The organism is Saccharothrix hoggarensis, assembly GCF_042678885.1.
Classification (GTDB): domain Bacteria; phylum Actinomycetota; class Actinomycetes; order Mycobacteriales; family Pseudonocardiaceae; genus Actinosynnema; species Actinosynnema hoggarensis.
In genome coordinates, this window is the sequence record NZ_JBHTLK010000072.1 from 1 (window position 1) to 15,610 (window position 15,610).

General features: G+C 72.1%; 16 protein-coding genes. 4 read left to right on the forward strand and 12 right to left on the reverse strand.

The window, feature by feature from the left end:
- The first annotated feature begins 116 nt into the window (after window positions 1-116).
- Genes ACFQ3T_RS16030 through ACFQ3T_RS16040 form a run of 3 tightly spaced genes read left to right on the forward strand, consistent with a single transcriptional unit; the run spans window position 117 to window position 2,813 of the window.
- Complete coding sequence (locus ACFQ3T_RS16030) at window positions 117-1,613, forward strand: glycosyltransferase family 2 protein (RefSeq protein WP_380724061.1); 1,497 nt, start codon at window positions 117-119, stop codon at window positions 1,611-1,613.
- The gene (locus tag ACFQ3T_RS16035) at window positions 1,603-2,358 is read left to right on the forward strand and encodes a histidine kinase dimerization/phospho-acceptor domain-containing protein (protein WP_380724062.1); all 756 of its coding nucleotides are present in this window, start codon (window positions 1,603-1,605) and stop codon (window positions 2,356-2,358) included. Before ACFQ3T_RS16030 ends, ACFQ3T_RS16035 begins: the two co-directional genes overlap by 11 nt.
- Window positions 2,304-2,813 (forward strand): sensor histidine kinase, encoded by a 510-nt coding sequence (locus ACFQ3T_RS16040; protein WP_380724063.1) that lies wholly within the window; start codon window positions 2,304-2,306, stop codon window positions 2,811-2,813. The genes ACFQ3T_RS16035 and ACFQ3T_RS16040 overlap by 55 nt, the downstream gene beginning before the upstream one ends.
- Window positions 2,814-2,874: 61 nt before the next feature.
- On the opposite strand, the gene ACFQ3T_RS16045 is transcribed toward ACFQ3T_RS16040, so the two are convergent.
- From ACFQ3T_RS16045 to sigC, 9 genes are all read right to left on the reverse strand, one after another.
- Window positions 2,875-3,144, reverse strand: a complete 270-nt coding sequence (locus tag ACFQ3T_RS16045) for a hypothetical protein (RefSeq protein ID WP_380724064.1) — start codon at window positions 3,142-3,144, stop codon at window positions 2,875-2,877.
- 101 nt (window positions 3,145-3,245) lie between these two features.
- Window positions 3,246-3,491, reverse strand: a complete 246-nt coding sequence (locus tag ACFQ3T_RS16050; RefSeq protein WP_380724065.1) for a three-helix bundle dimerization domain-containing protein — start codon at window positions 3,489-3,491, stop codon at window positions 3,246-3,248.
- Between the two features lie 358 nt (window positions 3,492-3,849).
- On the reverse strand, window positions 3,850-4,590 hold the full coding sequence (locus ACFQ3T_RS16055) for a YsnF/AvaK domain-containing protein (RefSeq protein ID WP_380724066.1): 741 nt from the start codon (window positions 4,588-4,590) through the stop codon (window positions 3,850-3,852).
- 109 nt (window positions 4,591-4,699) lie between these two features.
- Window positions 4,700-5,548 (reverse strand): mechanosensitive ion channel family protein, encoded by an 849-nt coding sequence (locus ACFQ3T_RS16060; RefSeq protein WP_380724067.1) that lies wholly within the window; start codon window positions 5,546-5,548, stop codon window positions 4,700-4,702.
- A 241-nt stretch (window positions 5,549-5,789) separates the two neighbouring features.
- The gene (locus tag ACFQ3T_RS16065) at window positions 5,790-6,974 is read right to left on the reverse strand and encodes an MFS transporter (protein WP_380724084.1); all 1,185 of its coding nucleotides are present in this window, start codon (window positions 6,972-6,974) and stop codon (window positions 5,790-5,792) included.
- A 219-nt stretch (window positions 6,975-7,193) separates the two neighbouring features.
- Window positions 7,194-8,345 (reverse strand): alkaline phosphatase PhoX, encoded by a 1,152-nt coding sequence (locus ACFQ3T_RS16070; RefSeq protein WP_380724068.1) that lies wholly within the window; start codon window positions 8,343-8,345, stop codon window positions 7,194-7,196.
- A gap of 548 nt (window positions 8,346-8,893) precedes the next feature.
- A complete protein-coding gene (locus tag ACFQ3T_RS16075) occupies window positions 8,894-9,523 on the reverse strand; it encodes a superoxide dismutase (protein WP_380724069.1) in 630 nt (209 codons plus the stop codon).
- Window positions 9,524-9,682: 159 nt separating this feature from the next.
- Window positions 9,683-9,874 (reverse strand): hypothetical protein, encoded by a 192-nt coding sequence (locus ACFQ3T_RS16080; RefSeq protein WP_380724070.1) that lies wholly within the window; start codon window positions 9,872-9,874, stop codon window positions 9,683-9,685.
- A gap of 60 nt (window positions 9,875-9,934) precedes the next feature.
- A complete protein-coding gene (gene sigC / locus ACFQ3T_RS16085; protein ID WP_380724071.1) occupies window positions 9,935-10,486 on the reverse strand; it encodes an RNA polymerase sigma factor SigC in 552 nt (183 codons plus the stop codon).
- 63 nt (window positions 10,487-10,549) lie between these two features.
- On the opposite strand from sigC, the gene ACFQ3T_RS16090 reads away from it, so the two are divergent.
- A complete protein-coding gene (locus ACFQ3T_RS16090; protein WP_380724072.1) occupies window positions 10,550-11,275 on the forward strand; it encodes a zf-HC2 domain-containing protein in 726 nt (241 codons plus the stop codon).
- Window positions 11,276-11,410: 135 nt separating this feature from the next.
- Here the strand turns inward: ACFQ3T_RS16090 and ACFQ3T_RS16095 are convergent, their stop codons facing one another.
- The 3 genes from ACFQ3T_RS16095 to ACFQ3T_RS16105 all read right to left on the reverse strand — a co-directional run bounded on the left by ACFQ3T_RS16095 (window position 11,411) and on the right by ACFQ3T_RS16105 (window position 15,393).
- Window positions 11,411-12,616, reverse strand: coding sequence for an ATP-grasp domain-containing protein (locus ACFQ3T_RS16095; RefSeq protein WP_380724073.1), 1,206 nt, complete (start codon window positions 12,614-12,616; stop codon window positions 11,411-11,413).
- Window positions 12,613-13,692 (reverse strand): pyridoxal-phosphate dependent enzyme, encoded by a 1,080-nt coding sequence (locus ACFQ3T_RS16100; protein WP_380724074.1) that lies wholly within the window; start codon window positions 13,690-13,692, stop codon window positions 12,613-12,615. Before ACFQ3T_RS16100 ends, ACFQ3T_RS16095 begins: the two co-directional genes overlap by 4 nt.
- Window positions 13,693-13,956: 264 nt before the next feature.
- Window positions 13,957-15,393 carry a PepSY-associated TM helix domain-containing protein gene (locus ACFQ3T_RS16105; protein ID WP_380724075.1) on the reverse strand — a complete coding sequence of 479 codons (1,437 nt, stop codon included), beginning with the start codon at window positions 15,391-15,393 and terminating at the stop codon, window positions 13,957-13,959.
- Window positions 15,394-15,610: the final 217 nt, after the last annotated feature.

The following is a 15,610-nucleotide window of genomic DNA, read 5'->3' on the forward strand; positions in this document are numbered from 1 at the left end:
CCCGACGGCGTCGCCGCGCTGGCGAGGCTGGCCAACCGGTCGGGCCCGGCCGCGCCCCACGCCCGGGAAGCCCTGGTGGCGGCAAGCGCCGGGAACCCGCTCGCCGCGGTGCCGCCGTGACCGCGTTGGACGTCGTCAGCACTGTCATCGTCCTGGCCAACTGGTTCGTGCTGGCCTACTTCCTGCTGCTCAACACGAGTTACCTCGGCCTGATCCTCCTCGCGGTGCGCGAGTTCCGGCGTCACCTCCGCCGCCGTCCCTACGCGGGTTTCGACGAGGCGTACACCAACCCGCTGACCCTCGGGGTGTCGGTGGTGATGCCGGCGCACAACGAGGAGGCGACGATCGTCGAGAGCGTCAGCGCCATGCTGGCCCTGCGGCACCCCCTCTTCGAGGTCGTGGTCGTCGACGACGGCTCCACCGACGGCACCTTCGAGGTGCTGCGGGCCCACTTCGGCCTCGTGGAGGTCCCGCGGGTGGTGCCGGACGACGTCCCCACCCGTGGCGCCATCACCTCGGTGCACGCCCCGCCCGGAGCGGTGCCGTTGGTCGTGGTCCGCAAGGAGAACGGCGGCAAGGCGTCGGCGAACAACACCGGCATCAACGTCGCCGTCCAACCGCTGGTCTGCATGGTCGACGCGGACTCGCTGCTCGACCCGGACGCCCTGCTCGCGGTGGCCAGGCCCTTCGGCGACGACCCCGAGCACGTGGTCGCCACCGGCGGCGTCGTGCGGGCGGTCAACGACAGCACCGTCACCGCCGGCCGCGTGACCGAGCTGCGCATGCCCCGGACCTGGCTGGCCCGCACCCAGGTCGTGGAGTACCTGCGGGCGTTCCTGCTGGGCCGCTCCGGCTGGTCGGCCCTCAACGCGCTCGTCGTCGTCTCCGGCGCCTTCGGCCTGTTCCGGCGCGACGTCCTCGTGGAGGTCGGCGGACTGGACGTGGACACGATCGGGGAGGACGCCGAGCTCGTCGTCCGCCTGCACCGCCGGCTGCGGGCCGACCGCCGGCGCGCCAGGGTGGTGTTCGTGCCCGAGCCGGTGGCCTGGACGGAGGTGCCGGAGTCGCTGCGGGTGCTCGGCCGTCAACGGCGCCGGTGGTCCCGAGGCCTCGCCGAGGTCCTCTGGAAGCACCGGAGGATGATCGGGAACCCGGCCTACGGCGCGGTCGGCACGCTGGCGCTGCCGTTCTACGCGCTGTTCGAGCTGCTGGCGCCGGTCGTCGAGCTGTTCGGGCTCGTCGCCCTCGCCGCGGGTCTGCTGCTCGGAGCCGTCGACTGGACCTTCGCCGTGCTGTTCTTCCTGGTGGCGCTCGGCTACGGCATCGCGCTCTCCCTCGTCGCGCTCGTCGTGGAGGAGTACTCGTTCCACCGGTACCGCGGCTGGCGGGACCTGGCGGTCGCCCTCGTGGTCGCGGTCGTCGAGAACGTCGGCTACCGGCAGCTGACGGCGGTGTGGCGGCTGCGCGGCCTGGCGGACGCCGTGCGGGGTGGGAAGGCCGAGTGGGGCCGGATGACGCGGGTGGGGTTCACCGGCGCCGAGCCCGCAGGCGGTCCCGTGCCCGGCTCCGGACCGGTGGCACACCCGGGAAAGGCGGAGCCCGATGCCCGTTGACCAGCGCGACCGCGACTCGGTGCTCGCCGAGTACGGCATCGAGAACCTGGGGCGCCAACCCGACCTGGAAGCCCTCGCGGAACTGGCCGCGCAGGTCTGCGGCGTGCCCCACGGCGCGGTCAACCTGATCAGCGAGCACTTCCAGCACCAGGTGGCGGCGGTCGGGATCTCCCCCTCGGTCTGCTCGCGGGAGGACTCGATGTGCGCCGTCTCGATCGTTACCTCGGAGCCGGTCGAGGTGCGCGACGCCCGCGAGGACCCCCGCTTCGCCGCCAACCCCTTCGTCACCGGCCGCATCGCGTCGGTCCGGTTCTACGCCGCGAGCCGGCTGCGGGCTCCCTCCGGGGCCGTCCTCGGCACCCTGTGCGTGTTCGACGACGTGCCCCGCCGCCTGGACCGGCGACAGCGGCACAGCCTCGACCTGCTGGCACACCAAGCCGTCGACGTGCTGGAACTGCGGCGGTCCAGCCGGACGCTGGCCCGCACCGTCGAGGAGCTGACCGCGGCTCGCGCCGAACTGCTGCGCTCCAACAGCGAACTCGCCGACTTCGCCGGGCGGGTCAGCCACGACCTGCGCAACCCGCTCGCCGGCATCGTCGGCTTCCTCGAGCTGCTCTCCGACCACCCCGCCGTCCTGGGCGCCCCGACCGCCGACGACTGGTCGAGCGCGGTCGGGCCGCCGCGAACCGCATGCACGCCCTGGTCGACGAACTGCTGGACTACGCGAAGCTCGGCGGGCAGCTGAAGTGGCGGTCCGTGGACCTGGGCGAGCTCCTCGCCGACCTCATCGCCGACCGCGCCACCGGCACGGGAACCGAGGCGGTGGACCTGCGCCTCGAACCGCTGCCGAAGGTCCGCGGCGACGAGACGCACCTGCGGGCGCTGCTGCAGAACATCGTCGTCAACGCCATCCGCTTCGCACGTCCCGACCGGCGGCTCACCGTGCGCATCCGGGCGGAGCCCTGCGGGGAGGTCGTGCGCGTCGAGATCGCCGACAACGGCAGGGGCATCCCGCCCGCGCGCCGCGAGGAGGCGTTCGCGCTGCTGAGCCAGGTGCACCAGCACGGCACAGTCGAAGGCGGCGCGGGCATCGGACTGGCCACCTGCCGACGCATCGTCACCGCCCACGGCGGCACGATCGGATTGACCGACGGCATCGACGGCGGCCTCACCGTCTGGTTCACCCTCCCCACCGCCTGAACGACCCCGACCGAGCGGGACGTCGGCGCTCGCCGGGAACCTCCGGTTGGCGGAGCGTCGGCTAGGGACTGTGGCCGTGCGCGGTCGTTTCCGCCCGCCGGTGCGCCAGGGCGCACATCTGCGCCTCGGTGCCCCTGGCGTGCTCGGCCACCTCGTCGTCCGACCACAGCACCAGTGCGGTCATGCCCGCCGTGGTCGGGGTCAAGCCGATGGTCCACCGGCGGCCGCCGGCGATCACGACGCGTTCGGCGGTGACCCACTGCCCGTGACGTGTCCACGTCACCCTCCACTCCGGCGACGACGCGGCCAGCTCGCCGACCGAGCGCGGCACGCCGTTCGGGTTCGGCCGTGCCGCCTGGTTGATCGCCCCGGGCGCTGACGGTCGGGTGACCGGTTCGCGCGCGGGTGGCTCGGGTGTGGAGGGTGCGGTGCTCAGGGTGCGGCCTGCAGTCGTCGGTGCGCCGACCGGGCGGCGAGGATCGGCAGGAAGTTGTGGATCTTGGCTTGTCCGGCGAGCCGCTGGTAGGCGTCGGTGACGGCCTCGCGGGCGACCTGGTAGCCGATCCGGCCCGCCAACCTGCGGGTCACTTCCTCGGCGGCCTGGTCCAGCTGGACCTCGATCGGGGCGTGCAGCCGGCGGGGGTCACGCACCTGGTGTCCCTCGAGCTTGTCCACCATCAGAGCCCTCCAACCACGGTGCGGAGCGAACCGGGTGAGCCGGTGATCTCCGCGATCGGCATGTCGTGGAACGACCGCCGGGATCGACCGTAAGTGTGAACGGTCGGCAAATCCAGTCTGGACATCCAGTGAACTGTTGTTCAGCATGCGCGGCACGCCGATGGATTCCGTCGCACGGTTGCGCATCGTTTCACGGGGAGTGCGCGAAGGGTCTGGTCCCGGGGTGGCGGAAGACTCCGTCGCGGTGGTGCGGTGGTGCGGTGGTGCGGTGGTGCGGTGGTGCGGTGGGCCGGCCGGAGCCCTGGGCTGATCAAGCGGAGGTCCAGGGCTCCGGCCGATCCGGGGGAATCCTCGCTTCCTAGCGGCGGTGGTTCCGGTCGGTGGCGCCTTCGGTGTCGATGTGCTCCTTGCGGACCTGGCCGGAGACGGTCTCGGTGTCGGTGACCTGTTCCTTGGCCAGTCGCACCCGCTCCACCGGCACCGCTTCGCGGTCCACCACCGGGCGCTCCTCGTGCAGGGTCACCTCGTGTTCGGCCTCGGAGATCGCCGGGCCGGTCATCGCCTCACGGCGGTTGGTCTCGGTGATCGGCTCCCGTTCGACGCGCAGCTCTTCGCGCCGCACCGGCACGTCGACCTGCTCGGTGTCGGTGACCACGTACTTGCGAAGCCGCGCCCGTCCGGCCTCGCGGTCCTGCGTGCCGACCCGCAGGTGCTCCTCGGAGCGCGTCATCGCGTCGTCGGCGCGGTGATCGGTGCGGTCGCGGGTGGTCGTGCCGTGCGCGCTGCCGAGGTTGCCGTAATGGCGGTAGAGGCGCTGCACCTCGGTGGCGTCGAGACCACCGTCGGGATCGACGTTGGGCGCGTCCTTGACCTGCTCCTTGGTGTACGGGGTGCGCAGGTCGCCGCCGGGGCCTTCGGTGAGGCCCTGCACCGGCAGGAACGACTGACGCAGGCCGAACAGGCCGGTGTTCACCGAGAGCCAGTCGGGCCGGGTGTCGTCAGTGGTCCACACCTGTTCCACGGTGCCGATCTTGTCTCCGTGCTGGTCGCGGACCTCGCGGCCGTTCCAGTGGGTGATGCGCTCCATGATCGAAGTCATGTCGTGGTCCGTCTTTCCTTCCCCCGCGCCGTCCACGAGTGCGGACGGTTTGAGTGCGGGTCGAGTGCAGTCGGTCTTCTTGCGTTACCCGTGCGGCGCATGGGTGGTCTCAGAGGGTGCGGCCCGGAGCCCCGGTCGTCGGCAGTGGGCCCGTCATGCGGCCGGAGGCCGGCAGGTGCTGGGTCGGGCCGTCGACCGGCACCTGCCGGGTGGGGGCGTTCGCGGCGCGCGCGGCGTCGTCACGGCCACGCTGGTAGGCCGCGGCGCGGGCGCGAGCCTGGGGGATCTCCTGCTCGGCCCTGTTCAGCCACCGCTCCCAGCGCTGCCGCATGGGCCGGACCAGGCCACCGCCGACACCGATCACGGCGATGCCGCCGATCGTGGCCAGGACGGTGATCAGGACCGGGGTGGTGACCGCGGTGGCGACGCCGATCTGGTTCAGCGCGGCGATGACGCCCAGGCCGATGATGAAGATCGAGGCGATGGTGGCCACGACGCGGCCGTAGGACAGGCCGCCGAGCGCGTTGCCGATGATCTCCTTGACGGCCTTGGCGATGGCCGCCGCGACCACGACGATGATGATCGCCACGGCGGCGCGGGGCAGCCAGGCGACGATGTCGGTCAGCAGCGCGGAAACCGGGTTGGGGCCCCACACGCCGAACGCGAGCTGCAGCGTGATCAGCAGCACGGCGTAGTAGACGAGCTTGGCGATGACGTCGGAGGCGTCGTACTTCGAGTGCTCCAGCGCGCGCTTGACGCCGCCGCGTTCCACGACGCGGTCGAAACCGACGCGTTCGAGGACCTTGTCCACGACCTTGGCCAGGAACTTGGCGACGAAGAAGCCGATCAGCAGGATCAACAGGAAACCCACGAGCTTGGGCACGAAGGTGATCACCGCGCGCCAGGCGTCGGACACGCCTTGCCCGAAGTCGACTGCTGCCAACGTTGATGTCGCCATGTCCTGTTCGGTCCTTCCTCGTCGGAATGCTCCAGCTGCTCCTGTGCCGTCGCGCTGGAGGGCGCGGTCGGGCCGTCACGTTTCGGCTACCCAGCTCGGCAGGCGTGACCACATTGGAGCACCATCTCACTCAGATGGAGCAACTTCGGAGTCGGTGCAGCACGCGATCTTCACTCGCTGTGGGTCAGCTGTCGCCGAGTGCTGATGGTTGTGCGACCCGATCGAGCGCGGACGCGGTCGGTCACCGGACCACTCGGAACCCGCGTGCGGACGGCACGAGCGCGGCGAGGGCAGGGGCGGCGAAGCAGACGGCGGCGCAGGCGGCCAGCACCGGCCCCGGTCCGAAGTGGTCGATGGCCGGTGCGATCAGCGCCAGGCCGACCGGGGCGAGGCCGTAGGACAACAGGAAGTCCAAGGAGGACACACGGGCCAGCGCGCGGGGGTCGACCTCCCTCTGGGTGGCCGTGAACCACGGCACGTTGAACAGTTCGATGCCCAGACCGGCCACGACGTAGGCGGCCACGATCACCGCGGCGGGGACGGGCAGCAGCAGGCTCAGCGGGGCGAAGCCGTAGCAGGCCAAGCCGGCGAGCGCCGCCCAGCCCTGGGCTCGGGGCTTCCACCGGGCCACGACGAGTGCGCCCACCAGCGCGCCGACGGTGTAGGCGGTCAGGGCGGCGGCGAGCACGGCCTCCGTGCCGTAGCGGTCCCGGCTGACCAGGGGCAGCACCACGCCGGTGGCGGAGTAACCGGTGGCGATGACGGCGGTGAGCGCGCCCAGGCCGGCCAGGAACCACGGGTGCCTGCGGGCCTCGCGGATGCCGTCGAGGAAGTCGGCCGAGAAGCGGGTCCCGGCGGTCGGCCCCGTCGGGGCCTGGCGAGCCCCGGACGGTGGGACGAGTGCGGCGGCCAGCCACAGCACGCCGGTGGCGACCACCAGGGCGGGGGTGTCGACCGCCACGGCCAGCAGCGCGGTGAGACCGGGGGCGACCAGCGTGGTGACCCGCACGGAGATGGTGAGCGCGGCGTTGGCCGGCTGCCGCTGCTCGTCGGCGACGACCTCCGCGGTCAGCGCCTGGAACGCGGGGCGGCAGGCGCCCTGCCCGGCGCCCACGACCGCGGCGGCCGCCGCCATGAGCAGGACCGAACGCCCCAGGCCCAACGCGATCACGGGGGAGGCGACCGCGGAAACCAGGCCCGCCCACAACACGACCCGGCGCCGGGAGTGCCGGTCGGCCAGCACCCCGGCCACGGGCACGGCGACGAGGAACCCGGCCGTGCGGGCGGCCAGCACGACGCCCAGCTCGACGGCGGTGATCGACCGCTCCAGCGCCGCGAGGCCGAGGATGAACGGCAGCGCCCAGGTGGCGAGGCCGGAGGCGGTGGCGCCGGTCCAGAGCCGGAGGAAGGACCAGCTCCGGAGCACCGACCGCTTGTCGGCCGATGCGACGTCGTGCACCACGCGGACTCCTTCGGAGAAGTGACTCGACCTGATGATGATGGAGTCCTTCGCGCTGCTGGTGCTACTGCTGCGCCGCACCGGCTTCGGCTGGGAGCGCATCGTGCCGAGCGGCGTCGTCGACGGCGGGGGGTGACGTGGCCGCCGGGATCGCCAGCCGACCGGCGACCCGTCACCGCCCGGTGGTCACAGGGAAGTGCGGAACGGCCCGGTGACCTCGTAGGTGATGCCGCCGCTGCTGGAACCGCTGGTGCCGCGCTGCGAGGAGAAGTACAGGCGGTTGCCCGCGGGGTTGAAGGCGACGCCGCAGAGCTCGGAGGAGCTCTGGTTGGTGACGCGAAGGAACGGTGCGACGACGTCGTCGGGCGTGATGACGCAGATCTCCATGTTGCCGCCGTCCTCGGCGACGTACAGGTCGCCGACGGCTGCGCCGGTGAGGTTGTCCACGCCGGTCAGCGGCGGGTTGGCGGTGAGGTTGTCGTCGTAGGCGATGGCGATGGTGTTGTTCACCGCGTTGTAGGCCCAGACGCGGTTGTCGCCCTTGGTGGTGAAGAAGCACGTCCCGTTGCGGTAGTAGGCGCCCTCGCCGCCGTTGAACACCTTCGCGCCGGAGACCTGCCTGCGGGTGCGGGTCGGGCTGCCGTCGGGGTCTGGGACGTTCGCCCAGGAGAGCACGCCGCCGACCTCCTTGAGCACCTGCAGCGTGCCGGACGAGAGGTCGCCCCAGGTGGTGGGCACGAAGCGGTAGAAGCAGCCGTCGGTCTCGTCCTCGGTCAGGTAGACGACCTTGCGGTCGGGATCGCAGGCGGCGGCCTCGTGCTTGAACCGGCCCATCGCGGCGCGGCGGACGGCTGACCTGGCGCCGAACGGGTCGGTCTCGTAGACGTAGCCGAGGTCGACCTCCTCGCAGGACAACCAGGTGTTCCAGGGGGTGTCGCCGCCGGCGCAGTTGCGGTTGGTGCCGCTCAGGACGCTGTACGCGCCGGTGACGCCGCCGCTGGAGTTGAACCGGATCGCGCTCGCGCCGCCCGCGCCGCTGCCCATCTCCGCGTTGGACACGTAGATCCAGCCGGTGCCGTCGGCGAAGCACGCGCCGCCGTCGGGGGCGCTGTGCCAGGTGAAGTTCGTGCCCGGCACGGTCTGGGTGGAGCGGGCGATCACCCGGCTGGTGAAGCCGGACGGCAACTGGATGCCGTTGGCGTCGGCGGTCTGGAGGCTGCCGTAGGGGCTGGGTCCGGTCTTCGCCGGGTAGGCCACGGCCTCGCTCCAGAGCGTGAAGCCGAAGGCCATCGAACCGCCGCCGGCGACGGCGGCGCGCAGGAAGGTACGACGTTCCACGACTGCTCCCTCCCGTCGAGCGAGGTGGGCCGCGCTCCGGTGGCGCGACCGGCGTTGATCGGCTCGACGTGTCGGGACAGGGAAGCGCGCGGACGTGAACTTCGATCCGGGCCGTTGGTGAACCACTCCGCAACAGATGTCGAACCGTGGTTGCCGAAGCAACGTGAAATTCCTTCGATGGCAGGAATTTTCCACAGTTGGCCTCTATCGGCGACTTATCAATCCACTGTGGACAAAGGTGTGCGAGGCGGCCTCCACGCCTGGCTGGCATGGGGCGCCGATTGCGTCGGGTGAGAAACCGAAGCTACGCCGTTGCCTTCTCCGCAGTCGAGCAGGACGGGGAGGTAAGCACCGTCCACAGTGGAGTCGGCATTGTCGAGGCTCGTGTTGGCGACGGTCGCTGGACCGACTCGCGGGCACCCGCCGCGCCGGCGACGTCGAGCCCGACCGGGTTCGGCAGGACGTGCCCTCGCCTCCGGGCGGGAGACGAGGGCACGTCCCGAGGCAGCGCGGTGATTGTCGGAGCACCCACTGCCGGTTCGGAGGGCCTACTTCGACGGGGCGATGAGGCCGTTGTCGCCCGTGCGGGCGGCGTCGAAGCGGCGGGTCACGTCGGTCCAGTTGACCAGCGACCAGAGCTTCTGGACGTAATCCGGGCGGACGTTGCGGTACTGCAGGTAGTAGGCGTGCTCCCAGGCGTCGAACACCAGGACCGGGGTGGTGTTCATGCCGACGTTGCCGTGGTGGTCGTAGACCTGCTCCACGACCAGTCGCTGCGACAAGGGCTCCCACGCCAGCACACCCCACCCCGACCCCTGCACCAGCGTGGTCGCGGCCGAGAGCTGCTTGGCGAACGCGTCGAACGAGCCGAAGTGCTCGTCGATCGCCGCCGCCAGCTCGCCCTCGGGGCGGTCGCCGCCGTCGGGGCTCAGGTTGTCCCAGAACATCGTGTGCAGCACGTGCCCGGAGAGGTTGAACGCGAAGGTCTTCTCCAGGCCGACCAGACCGGTGAAGTCCTCCTTCTCCCGGGTTTCGGCCAGCCGCTCCAAAGTGTCGTTCGCGCCCTTGACGTAGGCGGCGTGGTGCTTGCTGTGGTGCAGCTCGAGGATCTCGCCGGTGATCGCGGGCTCCAGGGCCGCGTAGTCGTAGGGCAGATCCGGCAGCACGTACTGGCTCATCAGGTCTCCGTCGGACTTCGTAGCGCGTGTTATTGCCAGACTGTAGCAATTGCCGACAACTTGCAACTGGCAAGGTCGATCTTGAGCAGCGCACCCGACGGGGAGCACTCAGCCGACACGCCGGTGGTCGGAGAGACGACCACGAGCGCGAAGGCCCCATTAGGCGCGAGGAGGGGCGGGCAGGCCGAGTCCGGCCGGCGGGATCGCGGGGGCGATGTGGCCGAACGGCCAGACCGGGTTGCCGCGGAGGGTGGTCAGGGTGCGGTCGGCGCGTGTGACGGCGTCGGTCGGTTCGATCGCGTCGCGCACCGCGATGCCGGCGCTCCCGGTGTTGTCCAGCGCGACCCGCACCGCGGGCTCGATCGGAGATCGCTCACCCGGCCGGCCTGGTTCCGGTCGGGGCTCCGGGAATCACCCGGCTTCGGTGGCCTCGTCGCCGGCGGCGCGCACCAGGTCGTCGCGGGCGCGGGCGACGCGGGAGCGGATGGTGCCCACCGGGCAGCCGACCACGTCGGCGGCCTCGGCGTAGGGCAGGCCCAGGATCTGGGTGAGCACGAGGGCCTCACGGCGTTCCGGGTCGAGCGCGTCGAGCAGCATGTTGAGCGCGACCGTGTCCTCGAAGCCGGTGTCGGCCGCTTGGCGGTCGGCCTCGTGCGTCCAGTCCGCGCCCGAGGAGAGCCGGGGTCGTGACTGCGCCATGCGGATGTGGTCGACCACGACGCGGCGGGCGATGACCAGCAGCCACGTGCGGGCCGAGGAGCGACCGGCGAAGCGGCGCAGGCTGGGCAGGGCGCGGGCGTAGGTCTCCTGCGCGAGGTCGTCCGCCAGGCCCACGTCGGTCAGGTGGGCGACGAAGCGCCACACGTCGCGCTGGGTCGCGCGGACGAACCGCTCCAGGGCGTCGCGGTCGCCGGAACGCGCTGTGAGTGCCCAGCGAGTGACCTCGTCGTCGGGTGCTGTCACGATTCCGAATCGTAACCACGCTCCGCGGGGAACTCGTGAGCCGAATGGAGCGACTATTGGTGTGTGGACTGCCAATCCTGCCGTGAAGCGCTCTCGGCCCGCCTGGACGGCGAAGCCGAGCCCGTACCCGCCGCCGAGACGGACGCGCATCTGGCACAGTGCCTCGCCTGCACCCGGTGGCAGGCGAGCGCACAGGCGCTGACCAGGGCGATCAGGGTCCGGCCCGTCGGACCTGACCCGGACCTGGTCGACGCCGTGCTGGCCGCCGCACCACCCCGCCACACCGCCCTGGCACCGCGCCTGGCCCTCTCCGCGGTCGCCATCGTCCAGCTGTGGCTCGGCCTGGCCCAGTTGCTCGCCGGGGCCACGGGCGGCCACTCCGGACACGGGATCTCCACGCACCTGTTCAACGAGGGCGCCGCGTGGAACCTCGCACTGGGCATCGGCTTGATGGTCGCCGCGGTGCACGCCCACCGTGCCGCCGGGCTGTTGCCCACCCTCGCCGGGTTCGTCGCCGTGCTGGTCGCGTTCTCGGTCAGCGACCTGATCGGGGGAACCGCGACCGCCACCCGCGTGGTCTCCCACCTGCCCTTGGTGGCCGGTCTGGTCCTGCTCTACCTCGTGGCCCGCGCCCACCGGGAGGAGCCGACACCGGGAACCCCCGCCAAGCACGACGACGACCTCGGTCACCACGACGACTCCGACGGCGACGACGTCGCGCCGCAGCCCGGCGGACGTCCCGGGCGGGGACGCCACCTCCGACCCACCGCCCACCGACGAGCCGCCTGACCCGCGGGCACGCGGGGACGGTCCCGACCCTGCCGCCTGGCGTCGTGCATCGCCGTGATCACCGTGCAGGTGCCGTCCTGCCCACCGAGGCGTTCGGGTGCCGCGAGCTCGGCGGGTCGGCTGCCGGTGGCGCGGTCACACCGCGGCGTCGGCGCGTTCGCCGACCCGGACCACCGGGATGATGCCGCCGGCGGCGGCCTGGGCGCGGTGCAGGGCGAGTTCGGCGGTGGGGCCCTCGGCGAGGACGATGCCGGTGGCGGAGCGCTGGTCGCTCAGGTGCTCCACGACGTCACCGGGGCTCGCGGTGGGGTACCACTCCGGGTTGCCGGGCAGGTCGGGCAGGCGATCGAGGCCGGTCCAGCCGTCGAGCACGCCGGCTTCGCGCGGGTAGACGATCACGAATCCGGTCGCGGTGCCGCCGTTGCCCGCGTGGTCGAGCAGGTCGGGCCGCTTGCCGAGGGAGACCTGGACCATCGCGTCGTAGGCGTTGACACCCAGGGCTCGGCACAGGGACTCGCCGACGAGGGCGCCGCCGATGCGGGCGTTGATCTCGACGACCTCGGGTCCGGTGGCGGTGAGCACGAACTCGGTGTGCGCGAAGCCGCGGTCGTGCCCCGCGGCGTGCAGCACCCGGCCGATCCAGTCGGCCAGCTCGGCGTGGTCGGTGTCCGGGAAGGCGACCGGGAACCCGGAAGCTTCCTCGCGGCGCAGCGGTTCGGGGGACATCACCCGGCTCAGCAGGCCCAGCAACCGGGTCTCGCCCTGCCAGGTGATGGTCTCGGCGCTGTAGACGGGGCCTTCGAAGTACGGTTCGGCGATCAGGCGGCCCTTGAGCGGTGTGGCCGCGGCCTCCAGGAGCGCGGCGTCGCGTTGGGCGGGGGAGCGCGCCAGCCACACCGCGCGGGACGACGTCCCGGCGGAGTCCTTGAGCACCAGGGGGAAGACGTCGGTCGTGGTCGGGTCGAGGGGGCCGCTGCGGCTCAGGCGCTGCCCGTGCAGCACGGCCCGGACGGCGGCCTTGTCCCGCAGCACGCGCACCGCGTCGGGGTCGGGTCCGGGCAGGCCGAGGCGGGCGGCCAGGTCCGCGCCGGGCAGTGCCCAGGTGTCGGTGCAGCTGATCAGCCCGGACAGGTCGGAGATGTCGCGCAGCGCCTCGTGGCAGGCGGTGACGTCGGTGGTGTCGATGTCCACCACTCGGACCCGGTCGCCGTGGCGGGACAGCTCGTGGCGGTAGATCGAGCGGTCTCCGGTGAGCAGGACGAGGTCGTGGCCCTCGGCGCGGGCCGCGTCGGCGAGGCGGCCGAGACCGAAGGTGAGGGCTTCCAGCAGCACGATGGTCACGGCACGGGGTCCTTCCTGCGTTCGTGAGGGCGTTCCTGGGTGGGGACCGCCGGTCCGTACGGGCGTCGTGCCCAGTCGATCGCGGCCCACGGCGGCGTCAGCTGGTCCAGCGAAGAGATCTCCGCGGGGGCCAGCAGCGCGGTGTCGAGGGCCTCGCGGTGGCGCGTGAAGACGCGCTCGGCGTAGCGGTGGCCGGTGTCGGCGCCGATGACCACGTGCGTGCGCCGTGGATCGCGGGCGACTTCCCACGTGGCGACGAGGTGCGCGGCGCCGGTGGACAGGCCGGCGAAGACGGCGTGGTCGCGCAGGAGGCCGACGGTGGCGGCCATGGCGTGCTGGAAGTCGAGCCAGTGGACGCGGTCGTACAGCTCGTGGTGGACGTTGTCGAAGTGGATGGCGCTGCCGATGCCCGCGATGATGGCGTCCGGGTCGGTGAAGCGCTCGCTGCCGAAGGTGACGCTGCCGAAGGGCTGCACGCCCACCAGCCGGGTCAGGGGGTCGTGCTCGCGCAGCGCGCGGGTGAGCCCGCCGGTGGAGGCTCCGGTGCCGACGCTGCCCACCACGGTCAGCGGTTCGCCGGGTAACGCGCGGCGCAGCAAGTCGGCCAGCTCGGCGTAGCCGAGGTGGTGCACGGGGTCGTGGTACTGGCGCATCCAGTGCATGTCGGGCTGCCGGGCCAGGAGTTCCTGGATCCGTGCCACCCGCCGGTTCTGGTCCAGTCGCAGGTCGTCCGACGGTGGCATCCGGTCCACGGTGACGCCGAGGATCTCCAGTTGGGCTCGCATGGTGTCGGTGACGGTGGTGGAGGCGACGATGTGGCAGCGCAGGCCGTAGCGGTGGCAGGCCATCGCCAGGGCGAGGGCGTAGATCCCGCTGGAGCTGTCCACGACCGTCTGCCCCGGGCGCAGCACGCCGGTGTCGACCAGGTGCCGCACCGCGCCGAGCGCGGCGTAGACCTTGAGGGTCTCGAAGCGGACCAGCACGGTGTTGGGCGTGAGCCGGACGAGCGCCGGGGTCTTGATGGCGTCGGTGATGTGCTCGTGGACCGGTGGGGCCACGGCGTTGTGGTCGAGCACGGTCCTCACCTTCCGGTCGAGCCCGGGCGGCGGCCCGTGCCGGGTGTCGCCGTCGTGCGCGTCAGGATCATGGTCGAGCCCTTTCGGGTGTGGTCGTGTCGTCGCGCGGCGTCGGTGCGTCGTGGACGTGCGGGGGACTGCGGTTCGCGCGGTGGTCGCCGGTCGAGGAACCCCTCGGGCCGACTGCCGTCGAGGCCCCGGGGCGCGACCCGCCGCCCGCGATCCGGTGAGGGATCTCGGGGTGGTGGAACGACCAGCCGGCGGTCACCCGCTCTGGGGAGAAGTCCGTCCGCCGGCGCGCTTGCGGGCCAGGCCGATCAGCCCGTCGAGCACGAGGAAGGCGAGCAGGCTCAGTCCGAGCAGGGGGATGGCCCAGCCGATGGCGATGAGCACGAGCGGTGCGGGGATGACGAACCACAGGGGGAGGTGCTGCCAGGTCCCGCGCTTGGGCGCGCTGCCGAGCGGGGCGCGGCGGTCGGCGCGGGTCGGGCGGCGCTGCCACCACATGCGGTAGCCGAGCACGATCAGCGTGATCAGCCCGGCGCCGAGCAGGAGCAGCGCGACCTGGTTGGCCACGCCGAACAACCGGCCCATGTGCGCCTGGATGCCCAGTGACGACAGCTTGGCCAACAGCGGTCGGTCGGCGAAGTCGGCCCGTGCGGTCACGGTCGCGGTCTCGGGGTCCACGGCGACCTTGTCGAGTCGGATCGGCCAGGTGTTGTCCACCTGGGCGGCGGTCCACGCGGTGCCCGGTTCGGCCGCCACGCCGAGTTGCAGCGGACCGTCGAGGCCTGCGTCGCGGGCGGCGACGAGCACCCGGTCGAACGTCGCCGGGTCCACCGGTTCGGCGTCCTGCGACACGTCGCCGTGTCCGGAGTGCCCGTCCGAGCCGGTGCTGCCTTCGGCCCCGCCCAGGCCGGTGTCCAGGGCGGGGGCCTTGGCGTCGAGCGCGGTCAGGGCGGCGCTGAAGTTGTCGCCGGCGTAGGTGGACCAGGTCAGGCCGGTGGCCGAGAGGAACAGCGCGCCGATCAGCACCCACGTCCCGATGCTGCCGTGCCGGGACCGGGTCTCGCGCACGCCCTTCGCGCCCCGCTCCGGTGCGATGACCGAGCGGACCCGGTGGCGGGCGGTGCGCTGTCGGACCAGCCACAGGGCCGCGCCCACGATCGCCAGCACCCACAGCCAGCTCGCCGCCAGCTCCGAGTACAGCCGGCCGGGTTCGCCCAGGTGCAGGTTCCGGTGGAGGGCGCTCAACCAGGTGGTGGCGGGCGTGGAGCCGAAGGAGGTGGTCAGTCGGCCCTGCACCTGGGCGGTGTAAGGGTTGACGTAGACGGTTCGGTCGCCGTCATCGGCCGAGCCGGGCGAGGAGAACACGACCTGGGTCGTGGCGTCGGGCTCGTCGGCGGTGAGCACGGCGGTGAGCGTGCCGTCGGGCAGGGCGGCCTGGGCGGCGGCGACCTGCTCGGCCAACGGGCGCGGCGCACCAGAGGCCGACGACACCTCCAGCACGTCGTCGTAGAGCAGGCCGTCGAGCTGTGGCGCGAGCGCGTAGAGCACACCCGTCAACGCGGCCACCAGCAGGAACGGGGCCACCAGAATCCCGGCGTAGAAGTGCAGCCGCCGTAGCAGCGGAACCACGGACACCCGGACCGGACCGGGGGTCTCCTCGGTTCGCACGTCGTCGATCGGGGGAGCGGACACGGAGCACCTCTGGTGGGGACGAAGGGAGGACCTGCTCAGTGGTCGGACGCGGACGGCATCCGGTTCCCGGCGATTCGCGGAAACAGGGCGGGAGAGCCCGGAGGGGGTGACGTCGATGATCCGCACGCGTGACCGTGAACGCGGCGGGAACCGGACCGGTTCCCGCCGCGACTACTCGTTCGCACGGCCTGGAATGAGCTGGAACAGGTCGCCGCGC

What these genes read in the sequence shown, in the direction of transcription:
- ACFQ3T_RS16060 (WP_380724067.1), bottom strand. Translation starts at nt 5,548, where the DNA reads ATGGCGACATCAACGTTGGCAGCAGTCGACTTCGGGCAAGGCGTGTCC.
- ACFQ3T_RS16035 (WP_380724062.1), top strand. Translation starts at nt 1,603, where the DNA reads ATGCCCGTTGACCAGCGCGACCGCGACTCGGTGCTCGCCGAGTACGGC.
- ACFQ3T_RS16055 (WP_380724066.1), bottom strand. Translation starts at nt 4,590, where the DNA reads ATGACTTCGATCATGGAGCGCATCACCCACTGGAACGGCCGCGAGGTC.
- ACFQ3T_RS16075 (WP_380724069.1), bottom strand. Translation starts at nt 9,523, where the DNA reads ATGAGCCAGTACGTGCTGCCGGATCTGCCCTACGACTACGCGGCCCTG.
- ACFQ3T_RS16050 (WP_380724065.1), bottom strand. Translation starts at nt 3,491, where the DNA reads ATGGTGGACAAGCTCGAGGGACACCAGGTGCGTGACCCCCGCCGGCTG.
- ACFQ3T_RS16040 (WP_380724063.1), top strand. Translation starts at nt 2,304, where the DNA reads ATGCACGCCCTGGTCGACGAACTGCTGGACTACGCGAAGCTCGGCGGG.